Below are 21,905 nucleotides of genomic sequence, written 5' to 3' on the forward strand. Positions count from 1 at the left end.
AAATATGTCTAGAATTGGTCGCATGCCTATTACCATTCCTAGCGGTGTAACCGTAAAGATGGAAGGCAATGTGGTGTCGGTAAAAGGCCCGAAAGGGGAACTTACTCGTACATTCCATCCTGATATGGCTCTTAAGATGGAAGAAAACACCATTATTGTAGAGCGTCCCAGTGACAATAAAACGCATAGATCCTTGCACGGCTTAACCCGTACGCTGTTAAACAACATGGTTGTAGGCGTAACTGCAGGATTTACGAAGACATTAGAAATTGCCGGTGTCGGCTATAGAGCAGCAAAAGCAGGTAATAAATTGAACCTTACATTAGGTTTCTCTCATCCTGTTGCGGTAGAACCGCCTGCAGGAATTACGATTGATGTTCCTGCTCCGAATAAAATCATTGTATCTGGTATTGATAAAGAAGTTGTTGGCGCAATTGCTGCTAACATTCGTTCCTTCCGTGAACCTGAACCTTACAAAGGCAAAGGCATCAAATATGAAGGCGAAAGAATCCGTCGTAAGATCGGTAAAGCCGGCGGTAAAGGTAAGAAATAAACGCGAAAGGAGTGACTACCTTGTTTCGTAAACAGAACAGCAAGAATGATGCTCGTTTAAAACGTCATTACAGAATGCGTAAAAACGTTGTTGGTACTGCTGAAAAGCCGCGCCTCAATGTATTTCGCAGCTTGAACCATATTTATGCACAGATCATTAACGATGAAACTGGCGTAACACTCGTATCAGCCAGCACGGTTGATAAAGAACTCAGCGCTTCCATCGAAAAAAGCGGCAATGCAGCAGCAGCTAAGCTTGTCGGCGCTGCAGTAGCAAAACGCGCTTTGGCAGCAGGTATTACGAAAGTTGTTTTTGATCGTGGCGGTTATATTTATCATGGTCGTGTTGCAGCATTAGCTGAAGGCGCCCGTGAAGCTGGTTTAGAGTTTTAGAAGAAGGAGGGACACCAGTGGCTAGAATAGATTATGCAAGTCTTGATTTAAAAGAAAAAGTGGTTTTCATTAACCGTGTAGCCAAAGTCGTAAAAGGCGGTCGTCGTTTTTCGTTCAGCGCACTCGTTGTAGTGGGCGATGAAAACGGTCATGTTGGTATGGGCCTTGGTAAAGCTGGCGAAGTACCGGAAGCAATTCGTAAAGGTATCGAAGACGCTAAGAAAAATCTGATTCAGGTTCCTATGGTAAATACAACCATTCCTCACCAAATTATTGGTGAATTCGGCGCCGGTCGTGTTTTATTGAAACCTGCTTCCGAAGGTACTGGAGTTATTGCCGGAGGTCCTGTCCGTGCCGTTCTTGAACTTGCCGGTATTCGCGACATCCTGACAAAATCGCTTGGATCTTCCAATGCAAATAACATGGTTCGCGCTACGCTAAAAGGCTTAGAACAATTGAAACGGGCCGAACGAGTTGCAGAACTTCGTGGCAAAACAGTCCAGGAACTTTTGGGTTAAGGAGGAATTGAAAGTGGCAAACATTAGCGTGACTCTTACCCGAAGCCTGATTGGCCGACCAGAAGACCAAAGAGCTACTGCAAAAGCTTTGGGACTGACGAAAATGCATAAAACTGTAGTAAAACAAGATACTCCGGCGATCAGAGGCATGATTCGCAAAATCGAGCATCTCGTTACAGTAGAAGAAGTACAAGACTAAACGAGGAGGTGTTACTGATGAAATTACATGAATTATCTCCTGCACCGGGATCGAAAAAAACTCGTACTCGCGTAGGTCGTGGCTTAGGTAGCGGTCTTGGCAAAACGAGTGGTAAAGGTCATAAAGGTCAGAATTCTCGGAGCGGCGGCGGTGTTCGCAGCGGTTTTGAAGGCGGTCAGATGCCTCTTTATCGTAGATTACCGAAACGCGGTTTCACAAATATTCATGCGCTTAAATTCGTAGAAGTAAATGTAGCACAGCTAAATCGTTTTGAAGATGGCGCTGTTGTTGATTATGTTGCTTTAATCGAAGCTGGCGTAATTAAAAATGTGTTGGACGGAGTTCGTATCCTCGGCAATGGTGAATTGACGAAAGCGTTGACTGTTAAAGCTCATGGCTTTAGTAAATCCGCTGTTGAAAAAATTCAAACTGCCGGTGGTAAAGTTGAGGTGATCTAGGTGCTAGAGGCCTTGTCCAATATCGTCAAGATTACCGAACTCAGACAAAAAATCGTTTTTACGCTTCTCATGTTCTTGGTGTTTCGGGCAGGAACGCATATTCCCGTTCCCGGTGTGAATGCTTCAGTTATTGAACAGCTTTTCACTTCAGGAAACTTGTTCGGTTTATTGGACCTATTCTCAGGCGGCGCCTTGAGCAAATTCTCGATTTTTGCCATGAGTATTACTCCTTATATTAATGCTTCCATCATCATGCAGCTTTTAACTGTTGTTGTGCCCACTTTTGAACAGTGGTCAAAGGAAGGCGAAGAAGGACGGAAAAAGATTACACAAATCACCCGTTACGGGACGGTGGTTCTTGGATTTATCCAAGCAATCGGTATGGCTTTTGGTTTAAAGCAGGCTATAATTGATCCTGGTATCGGTTCCATTTTTCTAATTGCACTAACCCTTACAGCAGGCACTACATTTTTGATGTGGCTCGGTGAGCAAATCACTGAAAAAGGAATTGGCAACGGAATTTCGCTGATTATTTTTGCTGGTATCGTATCAAGACTTCCTGATGGTATTCAGACCATCTATCAATATCTCTCAGCAGGCAGTATCAGCTGGTTCAATGTATTGCTCTTCGCTGTTATTGCGATTGCTATGATTGTGTTTGTTATTTTGATTCAACAAGGCCAGCGTAAAATTCCCGTGCAGTATGCAAAACGGGTTGTAGGCCGCAAAATGTATGGTGGTCATTCCACTCACATTCCGCTGAAAGTAAATCAAGCGGGTGTTATTCCAATAATCTTTGCGTCATCCGTGCTCATGTTCCCGGTAACCATTGCCCAGTTTATTGATGTTCCCTGGGTAAAAACCGTGGCAGGATATTTTGCGTGGGGCACGCCGCTGCAAACTAGTTTGTATGCACTGCTCATTATTTTCTTCACGTATTTCTATACTGCGGTTACCATGAACATATCGGATATGGCAGAGAACATGAAAAAATACGGTGGTTTTATTCCAGGATTACGCCCGGGGAAACCGACCGCTGATTATTTAGACCGCGTGATGACCAGAATTACTCTTGCCGGTTCAATTTTCTTGGCACTCATTGCGATACTGCCGAATTTCCTCGTCGCAGCAACCAATATTCAAGGAGTATATTTTGGCGGCACTGCCCTACTCATCGTCGTCGGCGTTGCGCTGGATACGATGAAGCAAATCGAGTCGCTCGTACTCGCGCGGCACTATCAAGGCTTCATGAAGTAGGAGGGGACGCAAAATGTATATCTTGTTAATGGGACCGCCTGGCGCCGGAAAAGGCACGCAAGCGGCTAAATTAGTAGAAAATATGGGCCTTGCTCATATTTCTACAGGCGATATGTTTCGTCAAGCAGTAAAAGAAGGAACGCCGCTTGGGCTTCAAGCGAAAGAATGCATGGATTCAGGCAAACTTGTTCCCGATAGCGTGACGATTGGTATCGTAAAAGAGCGGCTTGCCAAAGACGATTGTAAAAAAGGATTCATTCTTGATGGATTCCCGCGGACAATCGAACAAGCAGAAGCTCTGGGTCAGATTTTAGAGGAACTCAAGATCGCCTTGACCCGCGTGGTAAATATTAATGTTCCTCATCAAGAACTGGTTGGAAGGGTTACAGGACGGCGGATTTGCAAGGCTTGCGGCGCCACGTTCCATGTAACATTCAATCCTTCCACAAAAGGAGAGCTTTGCGATCAATGCGGTGGCTCCTTATATCAGCGGGCTGACGACAGTGAAGCAACGGTAACGAACCGCTTAGCTGTGTATGATGCGCAGACGCAGCCGCTTATTTCCTACTACGCCAATAAAGGCTTGTACAGTGAAATTGACGGACGCCAAGAAATTGACAAAGTCTATGCAGATGTACTTGCTAGTTTGAAGGTTGATCAGGCATGATTATTCTTAAATCAGAACGGGAGATCGCTTTTATGCGGGAAGCCGGCCAGATTGTAGCAGGAACTCTTGCGGCGATGCGCAAAGCGGCTGGTGTCGGAATTACGACCCTGGAACTGGATCAAATTGCCGAAAAATATATTAGAAGCTGTGGCGCTCTGCCGGCCTTTAAAGGCTATCAAGGCTTTCCTGGCACGATTTGCGCTTCAGTAAACGAAGAAGTTGTACATGGAATTCCGGGATTAAAAAAGTTAAAAAATGGCGATACTGTAAGTATTGATGTCGGCGCAGTCATCAACGGTTATAACGGCGATGCTGCGATTACATTGCCGATTGGCGATGTAGACGAAGACGTACTGAAACTGCTTAAGGTTACGGAAGAGTCGCTCTATAAGGGGATTGAACAGGCTAACGTCGGCAATCGCCTGAGCGATATCTCCCATGCCGTTCAGCAGCATGCAGAAAGTCATGGCTATGGTGTGGTACGTGATTTGGTTGGGCATGGCATTGGTCGAAAGATGCATGAAGATCCTCAAATACCGAATTATGGTATTCCTGGTCGCGGCCCACGGCTGAAATCTGGTATGACGCTTGCGATAGAGCCAATGATTAATTTAGGCACTCATGAGGTAAAAACTCTTGGCGATGGTTGGACAGTGGTTACCAGTGACAGCAAGTGGTCAGCGCACTTCGAACATACGATTGTGCTGACTGATCAGGGACCAGAAATCTTGACAAAATTATAGGAGGCGGCTGTGACTAAAACTCCTATAATTGGTCAAATCGTCGTATCACAAGCGGGGCGTGATCAAGGCCAAATTTATCAGGTGGTAGCAATCACAAAAGAAGGTAAACTTCTTTTGGCTGACGGACGGAAACGCGGTCTTGATCATTTAAAACAAAAAAATCCCCGGCACGTAAGAATAGTTCATTCTATTGCCACTGGCGAAGCGACGCAAGGTTCCTTTTCGGACCTCACTGTCCGCAATGCCATTGCCACATTATTACCAGATAAGCTGTAAAGCGGACGAGGAGGAAGATCTCGTGTCCAAACAAGACGTTATAGAGGTTGAAGGCAAAGTTATCGAAGCATTGCCGAATGCTATGTTCCAGGTAGAACTAGAAAATGGCCATGTCGTACTTGCTCATGTTTCGGGAAAGATCCGTATGAATTTCATCCGGATTTTGCCGGGAGATAAAGTAACGGTTGAGCTTACGCCTTATGATTTGAAACGCGGCCGGATTACCTACCGTTTTAAATAAGTTGTAACTTGACTTTCGACGATAGAAGACGTAGCCACATGACGAAGGAGGTTACCATAGTGAAAGTTAGACCGTCGGTCAAACCGATTTGCGAGAAATGCAAAGTTATTAAACGTAAAGGCCATGTTATGGTAATTTGCGAAAATCCGAAGCATAAACAAAAACAAGGATAGGAGGTGCAATCTCTATGGCACGTATTGCCGGAGTAGACTTGCCGCGCGATAAGCGAGTAGAAATCGCGTTAACTTATATTTATGGTATTGGTCTTACACTCTCAAAAGAAATTTTAGCAGCTACTGGCATTAATCCTGACACGCGAGTTCGCGATCTGACAGAAGAAGAAGTATCGAAGATCAGAGAAGCGCTTGATAAAGGATATAAAGTAGAAGGCGACTTACGCCGTGAAGAATCATTAAATATTAAACGTTTGATTGAAATCGGTTCTTACCGTGGCAAACGTCATCGTATGGGTCTTCCTGTACGCGGTCAGAAAACGAAAACAAACGCAAGAACTCGTAAAGGCCCGAAACGCGCAGTGGGCATGAAAAAGAAGAAGTAAAGGAGGGATAACACCGTGGTTGCTAAAAAAGTAGTAAGAACGAAAAGAAGAGAACGTAAAAACGTAGAATACGGCATTGCCCATATTCGCTCGACTTTTAACAATACAATTGTTACAATTACTGATACGAAAGGCAACGCTCTTTCATGGGCTAGTGCTGGCGGTCTGGGCTTCCGTGGCTCCAGAAAAAGCACTCCTTTCGCTGCTCAGATGGCTGCTGAAACAGCTGCTAAAGCAGCAATGGAACATGGTCTTAAACATTGCGAAGTCTATGTAAAAGGACCAGGATCCGGTCGTGAAGCAGCAATTCGTTCGCTTCAGGCTGCTGGTATTGAAGTTTCCAGCATTAAAGACGTGACTCCCATTCCGCATAACGGCTGCCGTCCGCCAAAACGTCGGAGAGTTTAATTAATCATAGGAGGTGTTACATTTAAATGGCAAGATATACAGGACCTGTTTGTAGATTATGCCGCCGCGAAGGCGAAAAATTATACTTAAAAGGCGATCGTTGTTACAGCGATAAATGCGGTATAAGCAAGCATGCTTATGCCCCTGGCCAGCACGGTCAAGGTCAAGGCCGTAAAAAAGTCTCTGAATATGGTATCCAGCTCAGAGAAAAACAAAAAACACGCCGCGTGTATGGTTTATTGGAACGTCAATTCCGTTCCTATTTTGACAAAGCCGACCGTCAAAAAGGCAACACTGGTGAAAACTTATTGGTGCTCTTAGAAAGACGTCTCGACAATGTTGTATACCGTATGGGTATGGCAGTAGGCCGCGTACAGGCGCGTCAGCTTGTTCGTCATGGTCACTTTACTGTTAACGGCAAAAAAGTTGACATTCCTTCTTTCCTTGTGAAAGCAGGCGATGTAATCCAAGTAAACGAAAGCAGCAAAGAATCTCCGCTGATTAAAGAAATTGGCGAAGCTTTGGCTAGCAAAACTGTTCCTGCCTGGATTGAAGCAAATGCAGCTGATTTCAGCGGCAAAATTACGCGCTACCCCAACAGGGAAGAAATCGACATTCCTATCCAAGAGCATTTGATTGTTGAGTTGTACTCTAGATAATTTGCCCTCGTAGTGGAGATGGCGTAACTCTAAAGAAGTGCGCAAGGAGGAGGGTTTTTTCGGATGATCGAAATCGAAAAACCGAAGATCGATATTGTAGAAATCAGTGAAGACGGTCGTTATGGCAAATTTGTATGGGAACCTTTGGAAAGAGGCTATGGAATTACCATGGGCAACAGTTTGCGCCGGGTGCTTTTATCGTCTCTTCCCGGGGCCGCTGTTACATCGGTCAAAATCGAAAATGTGCTTCATGAATTTTCTACCATTCCCGGAGTTCGGGAAGATGTGACCGTTATCATTTTGAATTTAAAAGAGCTGTGCCTGAAAATGCACACAGACGAGCCTAAAATCTTACGATTGGAAGCAAACGGTGAAGGAGAAGTTCTTGCAAGCGCGATTCAAGCGGATCCCGATGTAGAAATTCTCAATCCTGATTTGCATTTGGCAACCCTTGATGCGGGCGGTTCTTTAGTCATGGAGCTCAATGTAGAACGCGGTCGCGGCTATACGAGAGCAGACAAAAATAAGAAACCGGATCATGTCATTGGTATTATTCCAGTCGACTCGATTTTTACCCCCATCCCCAAAGTAAACTATAGTGTTACTCCCACCCGCGTTGGCAATGTGACTGACTACGACAAATTGACCTTGGAAGTCTGGACTAATGGCAGCATGAGACCGGAAGAAGCTGTCAGTAAAGCTGCCGGAATTATGGTAGCTCATCTGAAGTTGTTCCAAAACATGGCCGGAGCTCCAGTCGATGAGGATCATGTCGAGGGAACATTTAGCGAACCACCGGAAGATACGACGCCGAAAACAATGGATATGACCATTGAAGACCTCGATCTTTCCGTTCGTTCCTACAACTGCCTGAAACGGGCTGGGATTAATACGATTGCTGAACTTGTTCAGAAAACGGAAGATGATATGATGAAAGTGAGAAATCTTGGCCGTAAATCCATGGAAGAGGTCAAGAAAAAACTCATTGAATTGGGTCTCTCACTGGCAGAAAGTGAAGAATAAGGAGGGAAGAAAATGGCCTACAGAAAGTTAGGACGTGATTCCAGTGCTCGCAAAGCACTATTTCGCAGTATCGTAACTTCCTTCTTTGCACAGGAACGCATTGAAACGACCGAAGCTAAAGCAAAAGAAATGAGCAAACTGGTTGACCAGATGATTACTTTAGCAAAACGCGGCGATTTACATGCTCGCCGTCAGGTTCTAGCGTTCATCATGGACGAAGAAGTGACAAAAAAATTATTTGATACGATTGCACCGAAATATGCCGATCGTCAAGGCGGTTATACTCGGATGTATAAGCTCGGACCTCGTCGCGGTGACGCAGCTCCGATGGCAATCATCGAATTAGTATAAAGCAGCAGAGGCGGCCGAGAGGTCGCCTTTCATTCTATTTATTTTGGGAGTAAGGCGGTTTCGAATCATGGGAGAGTTTATTGAAGTCATTCATTTGAGCCATACTTACGAGGATCAAAATCAGCAAGTTTATACGGCTCTTGATGATTTGACTCTATCGATCAAAGCGGGAAGTTTTGTTGCCATCATCGGTACCAATGGTTCCGGTAAATCAACCCTTGCTAAACATTTTAACGGGCTCTTACTACCGTCAAGCGGAGCGTGTTTGATCGACGGAGTGAGTACAGCAGAACCTGAGGCGCTTTGGCCGATCCGTCAGAAGGTTGGCATGGTTTTTCAGAATCCTGATAATCAGATCGTAGCTGCCGTCGTCGAAGAAGATGTAGCTTTTGGCCCTGAGAATCTTGGCGTTCCATCGCCAGAAATCAGACAGCGAGTCGATAAGGCTCTAGCTGATGTGGCAATGACTGATTATGCCCACCATGCGCCGCATCTCTTGTCTGGCGGACAGAAGCAGCGCGTCGCTATTGCGGGAGTTCTTGCGATGGAGCCAAAATGTATCGTTTTAGATGAACCAACAGCCATGCTTGATCCATTAGGCCGCCAAGAAGTCTTGAAAACGGTGAAAGAACTGCATCAAACGAAACAGATGACCTGTATTTATATTACGCATTTTATGGAAGAAGCCATGGAGGCAGACCGTGTCATTGTTATGAAAGATGGCAAAATTGTCATGGATGGCGAACCTCATCAGGTCTTTCATCAAGTGGCGCTGTTACAGGAAATGGGGCTTGATGTACCCGTAGCGGCTCAAGTAGCCGAAGGTCTGCGGCAGAAGAAACATGCGATTCCGTCGCATATCATTAAAAGTGATGAACTTGCGGAGGCCCTATGTCCATCAACTTAACGAATATTACCTATACTTATATGGCTGGAACGCCCTTTGAACAGACAGCGTTAAAAAACGTGAATTTAACGATTGAAAAAGGCGAATTTATTGGAATCATTGGCCACACTGGTTCCGGTAAATCTACGCTGATTCAACATATGAATGGTTTATTAAAGCCGACAGGCGGTACCGTTACGCTTGACGGTATTGATATTCATCAAAAAAGCAAAGAAGCTAAAGCGGCAAAACGGCGGATTGGTATGGTCTTTCAGTATTCAGAGCATCAGTTATTTGAAGAGACTATTGCGGCTGATATTGCTTTTGGTCCTCGTAGTCAGGGACTCAGTGAGGAAGAAGTAGACCAGCGTGTTCGTCAGGCTATGGAATTTGTTAACCTTGATTATGATACCTTTGCCAACAGATCGCCTTTCCAACTTAGCGGCGGTCAAATGCGGCGTGTATCGATTGCGGGTATTGTGGCTTTGCAGCCTGATTATCTTATTCTTGACGAACCGTCAGCCGGTCTTGACCCTGGCGCTAGGCGGGAAGTTTTTGCAGAGATTGTCAAATACCATGAAACGATGCAAAGCACCATTATTCTTGTGTCACACAATATGGATGAAGTTGCTCAAGTAGCAAAACGTCTTATTGTGATGGATCAAGGGACGATTTTGATTGATGGACCAACGCGGGACGTCTTTATCAAACATCAGGAAGAATTGAAAGCAGTTGGTGTTGATGTACCGCCCGTTACGGCACTTATGGGAACGCTAAAAAGTAAGGGCCTTTCGGTGGATACATCGCTGCTGCTCGTGGAAGAGGCCATAGCTAGTGTGCATGAATCTCTCAGAAGGAGGGAGCGCCATGCTGACTGATATTACGTTAGGTCAATATTTCCCAGGAAATTCCTTTTTGCATCGTCTCGATCCACGGACAAAACTGTTGGGAACGCTAGTCTATATCATACTAGTGTTCACAGCCGATGCACCGATTGCCTACGGACTTCTTAGTGGTTTTGCTCTTATTGTTGCTTGGATTTCTGGTGTATCCTTTACGGTTCTAGTAAAATCGGTGAAACCTTTATGGATTATTATTCTACTCACTATGGCCGTTCATTTTTTTATGACGCCAGGACGGCAGATTTTCCAATACGCTTTTTTGACGATTACGGAAGAAGGCTTGCGCCAAGGGATTTTTATGGCGCTACGATTATTACTGCTCATTATTATGTCGTCGCTATTGACACTGACCACATCGCCGCTAGTGCTTACTGACGGCATTGAGCGACTGTTGCGTCCCTTTAAAGTCGTAGGCTTGCCAGCCCATGAATTGGCCATGATGATGACGATTGCGCTGCGCTTTATTCCTACGTTATTGGAAGAGACTGAGCGAATTATGAAAGCGCAAATGTCGAGAGGCGCTGAATTTGACTCAGGCAATTTAATCAAACGGGCGAAAAATCTCGTACCGCTGTTAGTACCACTCTTTGTGAGTGCCTTTCGACGGGCTGATGAACTTGCGACCGCCATGGAAGCTCGTTGCTATCGCGGTGGCGATCAACGGACTCGACTAAAAGAATTGCAATTGACAGGGCGAGATTGGCTAGGCATGGTGGCGCTGCTGCTCTTTAGCGGCCTCATCTTATCCCTGAAGCTGTTATAGGCGGGGAGGTCTTTATGCGTACGTTAAAACTAACCATTGCCTATGATGGTACAGCCTATCATGGATTTCAGCGTCAGCAGAATGCTGTGGCTGTGCAACAAGTACTGGAAAAAAAGTTAGAGCCGCTGTTTGGCCATAGCCTCGTGCTTCATGGTGCTGGCAGAACTGATGCGGGCGTTCATGCTGCCGGACAGGTTGTAAGCTTCACAACAACGGGAACGATTCCCGCAGAAAAAATTTGTCGAGCCGCTTCTTCCTTATTGCCTGCTGATATTGTGGTGATTGCAGCTGAGGAAGTAGCTGATTCGTTTCATGCCAGAAAATCGGCTGTAGCAAAAACCTATTTGTATCGCCTGTATCAAGGGGCGTTTGCCAATCCTTTTTGCCGCAACTATACCTGGCATATTCGTCACCCTCTGGCAGTTGACGAAATGCGCGAGGCCCTGCAACGGATTGAAGGGACCCATGATTTTTCTTCGTTTCGAGCGACTGGCAGTGTCATGACTGATCCGGTACGAACCATTTATGAAGCGAAGTGCATTGTCGAGAACGGTGGCATTTTTACCCTTTCTTTTACGGGAAACGGCTTTTTATATCATATGGTGCGTAATTTGACAGGCACGCTCGTGAATGTGGGGCTGGGGCGTTATCCGGGAGCCAGGATTACTGAAATTATGGCGGCAAAAGATCGTAAAGCTGCCGGAGTTACGGCGCCGGCGCAAGGATTATGCTTATTTCGGGTTTATTATGATCAAAAGCAAAGTTTTTCCGAAAATAATTCAGCTTTTCTTCCTGAGCCGCTTGACATTTAAGTTACAAAACAGTAAAATAATTTTATGAGATTTTTGCCATGTCTTCCATTAGCCCCGGAATTCAGGGAACCAAAAAAATTTCAGAGCAATTTGTTTGTGAGGAGGGATACAGCATGAAAACAACTTTTATGGCCAATGCAGGCAATATTACCCGCAAATGGTATGTTGTTGACGCAGAAGGTAAAACTTTGGGACGTCTTGCTGCAGAAGTAGCAAAAGTATTGCGTGGTAAGAATAAACCAACCTATACTCCCCATGTTGATACCGGCGATCATGTCATTATTATAAATGCAGAAAAAGTAGTATTAACTGGTAAGAAATTAATCCAGAAAACTTATTTCCGTCATTCCGGCTATGTAGGAGGTACAACCTTCGTAACAGCAGGAAGAATGCTTCAAAACCAACCGGCTAAAGTTTTAGAACATGCCATTAAAGGCATGTTGCCGAAAAACCGTTTGGGAAGCGACATGTATCGTAAATTGTACGTATATAGTGGATCTGAGCATCCTCATGCGGCTCAGCAGCCTGAAACTTTAGAATTCAACATTCGGTAAGAACTGGAAAGGAGGAACAAAAGAATGGCACTTGTAAGCTACTACGGCACAGGCCGCAGAAAAACCTCGGTTGCCAGAGTTCGTCTGGTTCCGGGAGAAGGAAATATTCTTGTGAACGAACGTCCGCTCAATGAATATTTCGGTCTTAAAACATTAGAACTCATCGTAAAACAGCCGTTAAATATTACTGATGTAATTGGTAAATATGATGTTCTGGCAAAAGTAGAAGGCGGCGGTATTTCTGGACAAGCTGGAGCAATCCGTCATGGTATTGCCCGCGCGCTCTTGAAAGTAGACGGTGAATTCCGTCCTGCTTTGAAAAAAGCTGGTCTTTTAACTCGCGATCCTCGCGAAAAAGAACGTCGGAAGTACGGTCTCAAAAAAGCCCGCAAAGCTTCTCAGTTCTCAAAACGTTAATATTTTCGAAACGACAAACCCGCGACAGCCAAGTGCTTCGCGGGTTTTCTTTATGAATCTGTCTTTTTACGTAAGACCGCCGTTGGTGCGCAGAACCGTTACGGCCTGTTCTACCATAGCTTCCGGTACAAAAGTGACAAGCGTAAATGGATGACTTCCTGCTAGGTCATTGCCACTGCGGCTGAAGCCGCTTACTGAGGGATCAGCGCCAAGGAGAACTCGGCGGGACTGGTTAGATTGGTTGGATTGATTTTCTGAAAACAACGTTAGGCCTGTAAGCGTTTCGGCTGAGGCGATGGCGCTGTCAATTGTGTAATTTTCACTTTCGCCGAAGCGGCTGTTACGTTTTATGTGCGTATCATGAAGTCCTAGCTTACTCAAAGCGGCCACTGCCTGTTCCGCTCTTTGTTTGGATGGGAAGAAGGCGATGACAGTTTGTTCTTGTTTAGTCATAGCTTTTCACTCCTTAAAGATATTGTGCCAGTTTGGTTGTTGACATCTTTCGCGTTTCGTAGAATAATAAAAAGTCTAACAACAGAAAACTGGAACCTGTTAAAGGATGTGCATTTATGCGTAGAGTTATGAAAAAAACTGTGAATACTTTCATCATTTTTTCCTGTTTATTACTTGCAGCAATTTATGTTGCTTTAACGTATTTTCAAGGCGTACCTGTCTTAAATTATCATCAGATCAATGACCGCGACCATAATGCGCTTACTGTAAGCAGCAGTGAGTTTGAGGCACAGATGGCTTATTTGGCGGATCATGGTTATCAAACTATTACACCTGATGAACTGGCTGATTATTTGCAGCTTGGTAAGCCCTTACCGCGAAAACCCATACTGATTACCATGGATGACGGCTATGAAGATAATTATCAAGTAGCTTATCCTATTTTGCAAAGATATCAGGCGAAAGCAACCATTTTTATTATTACTGATTTTGTAGGACGTTATGACCGTTATTTGACGTGGGAACAGATTGCGCAGATGAGCGCCCACGATATTGATTTTGAGAGCCATACTTTGAGCCATGTGGATTTAGCAACCGTATCGCCGACAGAAGCTCAAAAGCAGCTTACGGCTTCCAAAGCGGCCCTAGAATGGCATTTAGGCCGCCCAGTTAACTATTTAGCATATCCTGGCGGCGAATATAGTCAGCAAATTATTGATATGACGAAAGCGGCAGGCTATCGCGCGGCTTTTACGGTACACTTTGGCCGTGATCGTATTCACTCCACTTTATATACGCTTAATCGGATTCCTATTTTTGGCGGCAATAACCATACCTTTTGGCATTTTTGGCTGAGACTTAAGTTTACCGAAGTATTTACAGCTTTGGGAAATTTCAAAGCATATTTGTTGCAAGAAGGCGATCAAAGAATCGCTGGATTAATCTATATTCCTTAAACTCTATTAACAGCAAGAAAGACTGCCCAGCAATATGATTGCGGGCAGTCTTTTTGCTGTCTTATTTTTTTTGTAAGCCGTCTGTTGGTGCCAAGGAATCTTCGTAACAGAGCGCCAGCATATCAAATAAGATTTGGATCGATTTCGTATAGTTTTTGCCAGACACTCCGATGACAAATTGACAATCTGTGCTTTTGCAAAGCGATTCGCCACTGCAGTATTTCGTGAGCAGGGCACTTTCCATATGGCTTTCTTCACTGAGACAGTAGCCGGAAAGTTCCTGAGCTACTTCCTTGCCTGTGAGGGTACAACGACCAACTCGGTTCATAGTAATCGTTTCTCGCATATACAAAACCTCCCTAGAGGCAGGATACAGGAAAAATACTGCTATTTCTACCGTGATTTAGTTAATTTTTTCTTAATATTTGGTAAAGACGCTACATTATTCATGAGAAGAATTGAGATGTAGCGGTGCAGCAAGGGCCTCTTGGGCCATAGAAGGGCCGATATAGCCGTTTTTTGCCATAACATTTAATACGACAGCCTGGCGCTGTTTCGCTGCCGTAAAGTCCACGAAAGGCGAATAGAGTGACGGCGCGTTTGGCAGACCGGCCAATAAAGAGCTTTGGGCTAACGTCAAATCCGCTGGAGGCCGATCAAAATAGATTTTGGCGGCGCTTTTGATTCCATAAGCGCCAGAACCGAAGTAAATGGTATTCGCATACATCTCCAATATTTCTTCTTTCGAATAACGCAGTTCCATATCAATAGCAAGAATAAATTCTTCGGCTTTGCGGCCAAAGTTTTTATCTTGATTTAAAAACAAGTTTTTTATCAATTGCTGCGTAATGGTACTACCACCTTCGGTATAATTTCCTGTCTGAATATTGACTAGGGTGGCGCGCAGAATTCCTTCAATGTCGAAGCCATAGTGCCGATAAAAACGATTGTCTTCCACGGCAATCAGAGCTTGCTGAAAAGACAGGGGCATTTCTTGGATCTTTATATAATTTTTCCGATCTAATTTTGCTTCGACAGCTTGTTTTAACGCGAAAATGCGATACAGGCGATGATACAGACTGCTGCCTTGTTCGATTAGACGGCGGGATGAATCGGTATTTTCCTTCGTTTCTTCTGGCGATGCGGCCGAGGCGCCTATGCCGAACAGCGAGGTTGGATGAGATAAAGCACTCGGCAAGGTCGTTTTTTGCCACTGTTTTGGAATGAGGTTTGCGCCGCCAGCCCAGAAAAAAGCACCTAAAAAAGCAAAACATACGAGGAGTACAAACCGTTTTCTTGTCATAACTGCCTCCTTTCGGCTTGTCCTCTTTCTATTTTACATGAAGCGGAAGTCTTTGACCAGACTGAGACATAGCGGCCTTTTTTGCTGCATAGGGTGATACATAGGAGGGATCGCCATGATCGTATTGTTACGGCGGAAAAAGATTTTACAGGTCACCTTATGCGGTGTATTGGCATTGGCTTTACACTTTTTAGGGGTTTATCTGGCGGCAGATGAATTAGAGCAAGTTGATTTGACTAAACTCGCAGGTCATACTGTCATTATTGATCCTGGTCATGGCGGGATTGATAGCGGCGCCAGCGGTAACGGTATTGTAGAAAAAGAAATTAATCTAATTTTAGCGCAAGAAATGGCGCAAGTTCTGGCAAATTACGGCGCTGTTGTTACCCTAACCCGGGCGGAAGATGTAGATTACTATACGAAAGGGCGCGGCGGTAAGCGCCATGATTTGAAGGTTCGGATGAATATGATGGATCAAAGCGGCGCAGAACTCTTTATCAGTATTCATTTAAATGCTACGCCCTATAAAGAGGCCGAAGGAGCGCAGGTTTTTTATGGCGGGACTCTGCCAGAAAGCAAAGAATTAGCCGAAAATTTACAGAAAGCTCTTAAAATATTCCCGCCAGGCAACCGGCGCGAAAGTAAGCAGGATTTAGATATTTTAGTGTTGAATGGAACTCACATACCTGGTGTTTTGGTAGAATGCGGTTATGTAACGAATCAGGCGGAAGCCCATAAATTGAAAATGCAGGAATATCAACAAAAACTAGTTTGGCAAATTGCCAAAGGATTGGCGTATCATTTTACGCGAAAAGAAGCAAGATAATTTAGCTATAGAAATATTTTTTCAAGAAAACTATTGCATTATTATACATGAGTGGCGTATAATTATCAAAACGAGATAATTCAGGTACAGTGAACTTTTAGGAGGAATAAGATGTTTACCGAAAAAGAAGGAACTATTACATATCCGACTGGCTTTACAGCATCTGGCGTCAAAGCTGGTGTAAAGCAAAGCGGTAAGGAAGATATCGCCGTTATTTATAGCTCCGTTCCTGCGCAAGCAGCAGCGGTATTTACACAAAATTTGATGGCTGCAGCGCCTGTCATTGTGTCGAAGGAAACACTAGCATCAGGAACGGCCCAGGCGATTGTCGTCAATTCCGGTTGCGCCAATGCTTGCTCTGGGGAACAAGGACTGGCTGATGCGAAAGAAATGGCGCAGCTTACTGCGGAAAAACTGGGAATTGCAGCGAGCGAAGTTTTTGTCGCTTCTACTGGCGTAATTGGCGTAGCCATGCCGATGGATAAAATTAGAACAGGAATTACGGCAGCTGTCGGTTCCTTAGCCGAAAGCGGCGGCGAAAATGCTGTAAAAGCAATTATGACAACAGATACTTTTGCCAAATCAATCGTCTATGACCTGACTTTGGGTGGCAAAACGGTTAAAATTGCTGGGATAGCCAAAGGCGCTGGCATGATTCATCCTAATATGGCGACTATGCTTGGCTTTATTACGACCGATGCGGCTATTGCTGCGCCTGTATTGCAAGCGGCTCTAAAAGCGGCCGTCCAAGTGTCCTTCAATATGGTTTCTGTGGATGGAGATACAAGTACCAATGATATGGTTATTCTTCTCGCTAACGGACTGGCGGAAAATGGGCTTATTGATAGCGTAGATCATGCTGATTTTGCGGCATTCCAGGAAGCCTTAACAAGTCTTTGCACCTATTTGGCTAAACAAATTGCTCATGACGGAGAAGGCGCTACTAAATTTTTGGAACTTACCGTGAAGGGCGCCAAAGATTTTGCCGAAGGCAAACAAGTTGCTATGGCTGTGGCTAAATCGCCACTCGTAAAAACTGCTTTTTTTGGCGAAGATCCGAACTGGGGACGGATTCTTTGCGCGGTAGGTTACTCCGGCGTACCGCTTGATCCTACGAAAGTATCGCTAGCCATTGGTGGCGTCCCCATTGTAAAAGCCGGCCTTGGCGCTGCCTATGATGAAAAAGCCTTGCGCGATATTATGGCGGAAAGTGATATTCAAGTGGAAATTGATTTGGCACAAGGTGATACAGCCGTTACCGTTTGGAGTTGTGATTTCTCCTATGAATATGTGAAAATTAACGGTGAATATCATACCTGATACAATCAGGCTAGGTTTTCTTATTACAAGGAATCAGGCACGCCTTTGGGTGTGCCTCTTCCGTTAGAAAAGGATGGGGAACGATGAATATTGACAACGCAGCTGCGAAAGCGGCCGTACTTATTGAGGCTCTGCCTTATATGCAGCAATTTTTTGGTAAAACCATTGTCATTAAATATGGCGGTAACGCTATGATCAACCCTGAGCTAAAACACAGCGTCATGCAAGATATTATTCTCATGAAATATGTGGGCATGCGTCCTGTTGTAGTTCATGGCGGCGGCCCGGAAATTACGGCAACTTTAACTCAGCTCGGTAAAAAAAGCGAATTTGTCAGCGGTCTTCGCGTGACTGACGCCGAAACAGTGGGCATTGCCGAAATGGTACTTGTCGGCAAAATCAATACAGAAATCGTTACAATGCTGAATCAGCAGGGCGCAAAAGCAGTAGGCTTAAGCGGTAAGGACGCTAAATTGATGGTTGCCGAAAAGCATTTGGCGGAAGTCCATGAAAATGGAAAAACCAGTCTTGTTGATATTGGTTTTGTCGGTAATGTCAAAAAAGTGAATCCAGAATTATTACATACGCTATTAGATCAGAACTTTATTCCCGTTATTGCGCCGATTGCTGTGGGCGAAGATGGCGAGACTTATAATATTAATGCCGACTATGTAGCAGGCGAAATTGCTGGCGCCTTGAGGGCCGAAAAATTGATTCTGTTAACCGATGTAGAAGGTATTTACCGCGATTTTTCTGATAAGGATTCTTTAATTTCTACCTTGACGCGTCAGGAGGCGGAATCAATGGTTCGTAACCGCTCCATCGATGGCGGCATGATTCCGAAAGTAGAAACCTGCCTCAAGGCGCTCCGACAATGCGTGCCGAAAACGCATATTTTAGATGGTCGGGAAAAACATTCTATTTTGCTAGAAGTATTTACAAAAAATGGCGTAGGCACAGAAGTTGTGCAAGATGAAAGGGGACTTGACTTATGTCAAATACCAAGCAAGAAGTAATTACGAAAGATAAACAGTATTATATGCCTGTTTTCAATCGTTATCAGATGGTTATCTCCCATGGCGAAGGTCCTTATGTCTATGACAATGAAGGCAAAAAATATATCGACTTTCTCGGCGGTATTGCCGTAAATCTTCTAGGCCATGGTCACAAAGGGCTGGTAAAGGCTATTGCGGACCAAGCAGCTAAAGTGATTCATTGTTCTAATTTATATTACACGGCCGAACAAGCGCAGCTTGTAGAAGAGATTGCGAAACGGAGCGGTTTTGATAAAGTATTTCTGGCCAACAGCGGCGCTGAAGCCAATGAAGGCGCTTTAAAGCTGGCTAGAAAATATGGTAAAACCATCAGCTCTGACAAATATGAAATTATTAGCGCCGAACATTCTTTTCATGGTCGGACGCTGGCAACGCTTACAGTAACTGGCCAGCCGCATTATCAACACGGTTATGAGCCACTGCCTCAGGGTTTTGATTACGTTCCTTACAATGATCTTGCAGCGCTCGAAGCAAAAATTAGTGAAAAAACCTGTGCCGTTTTACTTGAGACCATTCAAGGCGAAGGCGGCGTACACGTACCAGCTCCCGGTTACTTGGAAGGCGTAAGAAAACTTTGCGATAATTATGGCGCTTTACTAATCTTCGATGAAATTCAATGCGGCATGGGCCGGACTGGCGAACTTTTTGCCTATCAGTATTACAAAGTACAGCCAGATATTGCGACTTTGGCAAAAGGGCTGGGCGGTGGCGTACCTATGGGCGCTTTTATGACGACAGATAAAATCGCTGCTGCGTTTACGGCAGGCGATCATGGTACGACTTTCGGCGGAAATCCTTTAGTCTGTGCTGCTAGTTTGGCTGTATTTAAAGCCATTGATGAAGAACATATTTTAGACAACGCCAAAAAAGTAGGCGCCTATATGAAAGCACAGCTCTTAGAACTCAAAAAAGCTTATCCGAAGTTGATCAAAGAAGTACGCGGCGAAGGCTTAATGCTGGGGGCTGAACTGACGAAACCAGGTAGAGAAATTGTAGAAGCTTGCCTTAATAAAGGCGTTATTATTAATTGTACAGCTGGAAATGTATTGCGTTTTGTACCACCTTTAATTATTACGGAAAGTCATGTTGATGAAGTTATGACCGTTTTAAAAGAAGTGCTGCAAAGTGAACCGGCTTAAAATATTGGAGGAAAGAGTATGTCTTTAGGAGGAAAGGATTTACTTTCGCTGCATGATCTGACTGTAGCAGAGATGCAGGAAATTTTTGATCTTACAGCTAAATTGAAGCAAGAACAAAAAGCAGGGATTGCCCATCCCATTTTAGAGGGCAAGACACTTGCGATGATTTTTCAAAAATCTTCAACGAGAACGAGAGTCTCTTTTGAAGTGGGCATGTATCAGCTTGGCGGTAGCGCTCTCTTTTTAAGCGCTAAGGATTTGCAGATTGGCCGCGGTGAGCCTGTAAAAGATACAGCTCGCGTTTTATCGCGCTATGTTGATGGCATCATGGTTCGTACCTATTCCCATGAACGGGTACAAGAACTGGCTGAATACGCTTCGGTGCCAGTCATCAACGCTTTAACGGATCTGATGCATCCTTGCCAGGTGCTTGCAGACTTATTTACAGCTATTGAGCATAAAGGGGATTTAAAAGGGAAAAAGCTTGCTTATATTGGCGATGGCAACAATATGGTCAACTCGCTGCTGCATGGCTGCGCCAAACTGGGTATGCATATTTCCGTCGCTTCCCCAAAAGGGTATGAGGCCGATCCTGTTTGCATTGAAGAAGCCAAAAGCGATGCCGCCATCAGCGGTAGCCAAATTGTCTTTACGCAAAGCCCGGCCGAAGCGGCCAAAGATGCTGATGTTATCTACACCGATGTATGGGCAAGTATGGGACAGGAAGCCGAACAAGAAAAGCGTGTAAAAGACTTTGCCGGCTTTATTGTGGATGAAAAGCTGCTTGCTGTTGCTAAGTCTGATGTGATTGTCATGCATTGTCTCCCAGCGCATCGCGGTGAGGAAATTAGCGAGGGTGTTATGGAAGGCCCTCATTCCGTAATTTTTGATGAAGCGGAAAATCGTCTGCATGTTCAAAAAGCAGTTATGGCCTTAACCATGGGTTTTGTGTCATAATAAGAGAGAAGTCTCGATAGAGGTTATTTTAAGGAGGACGTATTTCATGAGTGATGTAAAAAAAGTAGTATTAGCGTATTCCGGCGGTCTTGACACGTCGGTTATTATTCCCTGGCTGAAAGAAAACTACAATGGCTGCGAAGTTATTGCTGTTTGCGCTGACGTAGGACAAGGCGATGAACTTGATATTGTTCATGACAAAGCCTTAAAATCAGGCGCCAGCAAGGTCTATATTGAAGATTTGAAAAAACCGTTTGTGGAAGAATATATTTGGCCGACTTTAAAAGCCGGTGCCGTATACGAAGGAAAATATCTGCTTGGAACTTCTTTCGCTCGTCCGCTTATTGCGAAAGCTTTAGTGGAAATTGCTAAAAAAGAAGGCGCTGATGCAATTGCTCATGGCGCTACCGGCAAAGGCAACGATCAGGTGCGGTTTGAACTCAGCGTGAAAGCGCTGGCGCCGGAACTGAAAATCATTGCTCCTTGGCGGCTTTGGGACATTCGTTCCCGTGAAGATGCTATCGATTATGCAGAAAAACATAATATTCCCGTACCTGTTACGAAAAAACGCCCTTACAGCATGGACCGCAATATGTGGCATTTAAGCCATGAAGGCGCTGACCTGGAAGATCCTTGGAATGCACCGCAGAACGATTTATACATGATCTGCAAATCGCCGGAAGAAGCACCGGATCAAGCGGAATATGTAGAAATTGAATTTGACAAAGGCGTTCCTGTAACCTTAAATGGTGAAAAACTTGACGCAGTTGCTTTCATTGAAAAACTCAATGAAATTGGCGCTGAACACGGCATTGGTATTACTGATATGGTAGAAAATCGTCTTGTTGGCATGAAATCCCGCGGCGTTTATGAAACTCCTGCTGGTGCTATTTTGTTCTACGCTCATCATGAATTAGAGCTTCTGACGCTAGATCGCGCTACGCTTCATTACAAACAGCAGGTTGCGAATCGTTATGCTGAACTTGTTTATGACGGCATGTGGTTCTCACCGCTCAAAGAAGCACTCGATGCTTTCGTAGAATCAACGCAGCAGACTGTAACAGGCTTGATCCGTTTGAAACTCTACAAAGGCAATATTATTAGCGCTGGTTCGAAATCGCCTTACTCACTCTATCATGAAGGCTTTGTTACTTTTGGCCGTGATGAAGTGTACAACCAGCAAGATGCCGAAGGCTTCATCAACCTCTTCGGACTTCCCTTAAAAGTCAGAGCGTTAATGCAAAAGGAGAGTAAGTAA

32 protein-coding genes are annotated in these 21,905 nt (G+C 44.7%); 29 read left to right on the forward strand and 3 right to left on the reverse strand.

The features are described 5' to 3' along the window. The first annotated feature begins 4 nt into the window (after positions 1-4). The 22 genes from rplF (at position 5) to rpsI (ending at position 12,638) form a co-directional block, all read left to right on the forward strand. Positions 5-553: a 50S ribosomal protein L6 gene (gene rplF, locus AC0MXB_RS00340; RefSeq protein WP_474037411.1), complete on the forward strand. Its 549-nt coding sequence runs from the start codon at positions 5-7 to the stop codon at positions 551-553. A 20-nt stretch (positions 554-573) separates the two neighbouring features. After that, positions 574-945 carry a 50S ribosomal protein L18 gene (rplR, locus tag AC0MXB_RS00345; RefSeq protein ID WP_474037412.1) on the forward strand — a complete coding sequence of 124 codons (372 nt, stop codon included), beginning with the start codon at positions 574-576 and terminating at the stop codon, positions 943-945. Positions 946-962: 17 nt separating this feature from the next. Continuing rightward, a complete protein-coding gene (rpsE, locus tag AC0MXB_RS00350; protein WP_474037414.1) occupies positions 963-1,463 on the forward strand; it encodes a 30S ribosomal protein S5 in 501 nt (166 codons plus the stop codon). Between the two features lie 13 nt (positions 1,464-1,476). Continuing rightward, positions 1,477-1,662, forward strand: coding sequence for a 50S ribosomal protein L30 (gene rpmD / locus AC0MXB_RS00355; RefSeq protein WP_474037415.1), 186 nt, complete (start codon positions 1,477-1,479; stop codon positions 1,660-1,662). A gap of 17 nt (positions 1,663-1,679) precedes the next feature. Then, entirely contained in the window at positions 1,680-2,120 is a 441-nt protein-coding gene (gene rplO / locus AC0MXB_RS00360; protein WP_474037417.1) for a 50S ribosomal protein L15, read from the forward strand. Continuing rightward, the gene (gene secY / locus AC0MXB_RS00365; RefSeq protein WP_474037419.1) at positions 2,121-3,377 is read left to right on the forward strand and encodes a preprotein translocase subunit SecY; all 1,257 of its coding nucleotides are present in this window, start codon (positions 2,121-2,123) and stop codon (positions 3,375-3,377) included. A gap of 13 nt (positions 3,378-3,390) precedes the next feature. Then, positions 3,391-4,044, forward strand: coding sequence for an adenylate kinase (locus AC0MXB_RS00370; RefSeq protein ID WP_474037420.1), 654 nt, complete (start codon positions 3,391-3,393; stop codon positions 4,042-4,044). Next, positions 4,041-4,787 (forward strand): type I methionyl aminopeptidase, encoded by a 747-nt coding sequence (gene map / locus AC0MXB_RS00375; RefSeq protein ID WP_474037421.1) that lies wholly within the window; start codon positions 4,041-4,043, stop codon positions 4,785-4,787. Before AC0MXB_RS00370 ends, map begins: the two co-directional genes overlap by 4 nt. Before the next feature lie 9 nt (positions 4,788-4,796). Then, the gene (locus AC0MXB_RS00380) at positions 4,797-5,063 is read left to right on the forward strand and encodes a KOW domain-containing RNA-binding protein (RefSeq protein WP_474037422.1); all 267 of its coding nucleotides are present in this window, start codon (positions 4,797-4,799) and stop codon (positions 5,061-5,063) included. Positions 5,064-5,085: 22 nt separating this feature from the next. Then, positions 5,086-5,304 carry a translation initiation factor IF-1 gene (gene infA, locus AC0MXB_RS00385; protein ID WP_333523472.1) on the forward strand — a complete coding sequence of 73 codons (219 nt, stop codon included), beginning with the start codon at positions 5,086-5,088 and terminating at the stop codon, positions 5,302-5,304. Positions 5,305-5,363: 59 nt separating this feature from the next. Next, positions 5,364-5,477, forward strand: coding sequence for a 50S ribosomal protein L36 (rpmJ, locus tag AC0MXB_RS00390; protein WP_004092858.1), 114 nt, complete (start codon positions 5,364-5,366; stop codon positions 5,475-5,477). 14 nt (positions 5,478-5,491) lie between these two features. Next, positions 5,492-5,863 (forward strand): 30S ribosomal protein S13, encoded by a 372-nt coding sequence (gene rpsM, locus AC0MXB_RS00395; protein ID WP_474037425.1) that lies wholly within the window; start codon positions 5,492-5,494, stop codon positions 5,861-5,863. Between the two features lie 15 nt (positions 5,864-5,878). Next, positions 5,879-6,271 carry a 30S ribosomal protein S11 gene (gene rpsK / locus AC0MXB_RS00400; protein ID WP_474037426.1) on the forward strand — a complete coding sequence of 131 codons (393 nt, stop codon included), beginning with the start codon at positions 5,879-5,881 and terminating at the stop codon, positions 6,269-6,271. 26 nt (positions 6,272-6,297) lie between these two features. Next, a complete protein-coding gene (rpsD, locus tag AC0MXB_RS00405) occupies positions 6,298-6,930 on the forward strand; it encodes a 30S ribosomal protein S4 (protein ID WP_474037427.1) in 633 nt (210 codons plus the stop codon). 63 nt (positions 6,931-6,993) lie between these two features. Next, a complete protein-coding gene (locus AC0MXB_RS00410) occupies positions 6,994-7,953 on the forward strand; it encodes a DNA-directed RNA polymerase subunit alpha (RefSeq protein ID WP_474037429.1) in 960 nt (319 codons plus the stop codon). Positions 7,954-7,965: 12 nt separating this feature from the next. Then, entirely contained in the window at positions 7,966-8,304 is a 339-nt protein-coding gene (rplQ, locus tag AC0MXB_RS00415) for a 50S ribosomal protein L17 (RefSeq protein WP_474037431.1), read from the forward strand. Positions 8,305-8,371: 67 nt separating this feature from the next. Then, complete coding sequence (locus tag AC0MXB_RS00420) at positions 8,372-9,211, forward strand: energy-coupling factor transporter ATPase (protein WP_474037432.1); 840 nt, start codon at positions 8,372-8,374, stop codon at positions 9,209-9,211. Then, positions 9,196-10,068 carry an energy-coupling factor transporter ATPase gene (locus tag AC0MXB_RS00425; protein ID WP_474037433.1) on the forward strand — a complete coding sequence of 291 codons (873 nt, stop codon included), beginning with the start codon at positions 9,196-9,198 and terminating at the stop codon, positions 10,066-10,068. Before AC0MXB_RS00420 ends, AC0MXB_RS00425 begins: the two co-directional genes overlap by 16 nt. Continuing rightward, entirely contained in the window at positions 10,058-10,855 is a 798-nt protein-coding gene (locus AC0MXB_RS00430; RefSeq protein ID WP_474037435.1) for an energy-coupling factor transporter transmembrane component T family protein, read from the forward strand. The genes AC0MXB_RS00425 and AC0MXB_RS00430 overlap by 11 nt, the downstream gene beginning before the upstream one ends. A gap of 14 nt (positions 10,856-10,869) precedes the next feature. Further along, entirely contained in the window at positions 10,870-11,667 is a 798-nt protein-coding gene (gene truA / locus AC0MXB_RS00435) for a tRNA pseudouridine(38-40) synthase TruA (protein WP_474037437.1), read from the forward strand. 113 nt (positions 11,668-11,780) lie between these two features. Beyond that, positions 11,781-12,221: a 50S ribosomal protein L13 gene (gene rplM, locus AC0MXB_RS00440; protein WP_474037438.1), complete on the forward strand. Its 441-nt coding sequence runs from the start codon at positions 11,781-11,783 to the stop codon at positions 12,219-12,221. A 24-nt stretch (positions 12,222-12,245) separates the two neighbouring features. Beyond that, on the forward strand, positions 12,246-12,638 hold the full coding sequence (gene rpsI, locus AC0MXB_RS00445) for a 30S ribosomal protein S9 (protein WP_474037439.1): 393 nt from the start codon (positions 12,246-12,248) through the stop codon (positions 12,636-12,638). Positions 12,639-12,704: 66 nt separating this feature from the next. On the opposite strand, the gene AC0MXB_RS00450 is transcribed toward rpsI, so the two are convergent. Continuing rightward, on the reverse strand, positions 12,705-13,091 hold the full coding sequence (locus AC0MXB_RS00450) for a hypothetical protein (RefSeq protein WP_474037440.1): 387 nt from the start codon (positions 13,089-13,091) through the stop codon (positions 12,705-12,707). A 116-nt stretch (positions 13,092-13,207) separates the two neighbouring features. Between AC0MXB_RS00450 and AC0MXB_RS00455 the strand changes: the two genes are divergently transcribed. Then, complete coding sequence (locus tag AC0MXB_RS00455) at positions 13,208-14,047, forward strand: polysaccharide deacetylase family protein (protein ID WP_474037441.1); 840 nt, start codon at positions 13,208-13,210, stop codon at positions 14,045-14,047. Between the two features lie 61 nt (positions 14,048-14,108). On the opposite strand, the gene AC0MXB_RS00460 is transcribed toward AC0MXB_RS00455, so the two are convergent. Both AC0MXB_RS00460 and AC0MXB_RS00465 read right to left on the reverse strand, forming a co-directional pair. Continuing rightward, positions 14,109-14,393 carry a hypothetical protein gene (locus AC0MXB_RS00460; protein WP_474037443.1) on the reverse strand — a complete coding sequence of 95 codons (285 nt, stop codon included), beginning with the start codon at positions 14,391-14,393 and terminating at the stop codon, positions 14,109-14,111. A gap of 96 nt (positions 14,394-14,489) precedes the next feature. Beyond that, entirely contained in the window at positions 14,490-15,350 is an 861-nt protein-coding gene (locus AC0MXB_RS00465; protein ID WP_474037444.1) for a transglycosylase domain-containing protein, read from the reverse strand. Positions 15,351-15,465: 115 nt separating this feature from the next. Here AC0MXB_RS00465 and AC0MXB_RS00470 point away from each other — a divergent pair, with 115 nt between their 5' ends. The 6 genes from AC0MXB_RS00470 (at position 15,466) to AC0MXB_RS00495 (ending at position 21,905) form a co-directional block, all read left to right on the forward strand. Continuing rightward, on the forward strand, positions 15,466-16,176 hold the full coding sequence (locus AC0MXB_RS00470; RefSeq protein WP_474037445.1) for an N-acetylmuramoyl-L-alanine amidase family protein: 711 nt from the start codon (positions 15,466-15,468) through the stop codon (positions 16,174-16,176). Positions 16,177-16,287: 111 nt separating this feature from the next. After that, positions 16,288-17,496, forward strand: a complete 1,209-nt coding sequence (gene argJ, locus AC0MXB_RS00475; protein ID WP_474037446.1) for a bifunctional glutamate N-acetyltransferase/amino-acid acetyltransferase ArgJ — start codon at positions 16,288-16,290, stop codon at positions 17,494-17,496. A gap of 83 nt (positions 17,497-17,579) precedes the next feature. After that, entirely contained in the window at positions 17,580-18,512 is a 933-nt protein-coding gene (gene argB / locus AC0MXB_RS00480; protein WP_474037447.1) for an acetylglutamate kinase, read from the forward strand. After that, a complete protein-coding gene (locus AC0MXB_RS00485; protein WP_474037448.1) occupies positions 18,488-19,690 on the forward strand; it encodes an acetylornithine transaminase in 1,203 nt (400 codons plus the stop codon). Before argB ends, AC0MXB_RS00485 begins: the two co-directional genes overlap by 25 nt. An 18-nt stretch (positions 19,691-19,708) precedes the next feature. Further along, positions 19,709-20,647, forward strand: coding sequence for an ornithine carbamoyltransferase (argF, locus tag AC0MXB_RS00490; protein ID WP_474037449.1), 939 nt, complete (start codon positions 19,709-19,711; stop codon positions 20,645-20,647). 46 nt (positions 20,648-20,693) lie between these two features. Beyond that, complete coding sequence (locus tag AC0MXB_RS00495) at positions 20,694-21,905, forward strand: argininosuccinate synthase (RefSeq protein WP_474037450.1); 1,212 nt, start codon at positions 20,694-20,696, stop codon at positions 21,903-21,905.

The organism is Pelorhabdus sp. sgz311001 (assembly GCF_055901755.1).

What these genes read in the sequence shown, in the direction of transcription:
- map (WP_474037421.1), top strand. Translation starts at nt 4,041, where the DNA reads ATGATTATTCTTAAATCAGAACGGGAGATCGCTTTTATGCGGGAAGCC.
- AC0MXB_RS00470 (WP_474037445.1), top strand. Translation starts at nt 15,466, where the DNA reads ATGATCGTATTGTTACGGCGGAAAAAGATTTTACAGGTCACCTTATGC.
- AC0MXB_RS00460 (WP_474037443.1), bottom strand. Translation starts at nt 14,393, where the DNA reads ATGCGAGAAACGATTACTATGAACCGAGTTGGTCGTTGTACCCTCACA.
- AC0MXB_RS00495 (WP_474037450.1), top strand. Translation starts at nt 20,694, where the DNA reads ATGAGTGATGTAAAAAAAGTAGTATTAGCGTATTCCGGCGGTCTTGAC.
- rplQ (WP_474037431.1), top strand. Translation starts at nt 7,966, where the DNA reads ATGGCCTACAGAAAGTTAGGACGTGATTCCAGTGCTCGCAAAGCACTA.
- argB (WP_474037447.1), top strand. Translation starts at nt 17,580, where the DNA reads ATGAATATTGACAACGCAGCTGCGAAAGCGGCCGTACTTATTGAGGCT.
- AC0MXB_RS00450 (WP_474037440.1), bottom strand. Translation starts at nt 13,091, where the DNA reads ATGACTAAACAAGAACAAACTGTCATCGCCTTCTTCCCATCCAAACAA.
- argJ (WP_474037446.1), top strand. Translation starts at nt 16,288, where the DNA reads ATGTTTACCGAAAAAGAAGGAACTATTACATATCCGACTGGCTTTACA.
- AC0MXB_RS00425 (WP_474037433.1), top strand. Translation starts at nt 9,196, where the DNA reads ATGTCCATCAACTTAACGAATATTACCTATACTTATATGGCTGGAACG.
- rpsI (WP_474037439.1), top strand. Translation starts at nt 12,246, where the DNA reads ATGGCACTTGTAAGCTACTACGGCACAGGCCGCAGAAAAACCTCGGTT.
- AC0MXB_RS00420 (WP_474037432.1), top strand. Translation starts at nt 8,372, where the DNA reads ATGGGAGAGTTTATTGAAGTCATTCATTTGAGCCATACTTACGAGGAT.
- truA (WP_474037437.1), top strand. Translation starts at nt 10,870, where the DNA reads ATGCGTACGTTAAAACTAACCATTGCCTATGATGGTACAGCCTATCAT.
- rplO (WP_474037417.1), top strand. Translation starts at nt 1,680, where the DNA reads ATGAAATTACATGAATTATCTCCTGCACCGGGATCGAAAAAAACTCGT.
- rpsD (WP_474037427.1), top strand. Translation starts at nt 6,298, where the DNA reads ATGGCAAGATATACAGGACCTGTTTGTAGATTATGCCGCCGCGAAGGC.
- argF (WP_474037449.1), top strand. Translation starts at nt 19,709, where the DNA reads ATGTCTTTAGGAGGAAAGGATTTACTTTCGCTGCATGATCTGACTGTA.
- AC0MXB_RS00455 (WP_474037441.1), top strand. Translation starts at nt 13,208, where the DNA reads ATGCGTAGAGTTATGAAAAAAACTGTGAATACTTTCATCATTTTTTCC.
- AC0MXB_RS00370 (WP_474037420.1), top strand. Translation starts at nt 3,391, where the DNA reads ATGTATATCTTGTTAATGGGACCGCCTGGCGCCGGAAAAGGCACGCAA.
- rplM (WP_474037438.1), top strand. Translation starts at nt 11,781, where the DNA reads ATGAAAACAACTTTTATGGCCAATGCAGGCAATATTACCCGCAAATGG.
- AC0MXB_RS00465 (WP_474037444.1), bottom strand. Translation starts at nt 15,350, where the DNA reads ATGACAAGAAAACGGTTTGTACTCCTCGTATGTTTTGCTTTTTTAGGT.
- rpsM (WP_474037425.1), top strand. Translation starts at nt 5,492, where the DNA reads ATGGCACGTATTGCCGGAGTAGACTTGCCGCGCGATAAGCGAGTAGAA.
- AC0MXB_RS00485 (WP_474037448.1), top strand. Translation starts at nt 18,488, where the DNA reads ATGTCAAATACCAAGCAAGAAGTAATTACGAAAGATAAACAGTATTAT.
- rplF (WP_474037411.1), top strand. Translation starts at nt 5, where the DNA reads ATGTCTAGAATTGGTCGCATGCCTATTACCATTCCTAGCGGTGTAACC.
- AC0MXB_RS00430 (WP_474037435.1), top strand. Translation starts at nt 10,058, where the DNA reads ATGCTGACTGATATTACGTTAGGTCAATATTTCCCAGGAAATTCCTTT.
- AC0MXB_RS00410 (WP_474037429.1), top strand. Translation starts at nt 6,994, where the DNA reads ATGATCGAAATCGAAAAACCGAAGATCGATATTGTAGAAATCAGTGAA.